The 241-nt window shown below is 58.9% G+C and carries 1 protein-coding gene; it reads left to right on the top strand.

Going from position 1 to position 241, the window contains the following annotated elements:
- Window positions 1–241 (top strand): DUF3304 domain-containing protein (locus GJV78_RS22880; protein ID WP_155110337.1); only part of this gene is annotated, 241 nt, incomplete at both ends.

Here is a 241-nt window from a genome sequence, read left to right as displayed (position 1 = left end):
GGCAGCCCGGGGCCGAATATCGGGGCGTTTGGCGAAGGGGGAGGGGCCTGCTGTATCTCCCTGCCGGATAAGTGGCGGCCCGGTCTGAAGGCCGACGTGGAGTGGGTGGTCAACACCCATGCTGGCCTTGTGAAGTTCCCCGGCTATGTGGACAGAGAGAAATATAAGGCCTGGGAAAAAAACCACACGGATGGCCTGGTGAAACATCGAACCACCGTCGATATACCCGACTACGGTAATA

It is taken from the genome of Intestinirhabdus alba (assembly GCF_009711095.1).
GTDB classification, from domain to species: Bacteria; Pseudomonadota; Gammaproteobacteria; order Enterobacterales; family Enterobacteriaceae; genus Intestinirhabdus; species Intestinirhabdus alba.
The sequence above is the reverse complement of the archived record's forward strand: the minus strand, read 5'-3'. Positions and strand labels throughout refer to the sequence as shown.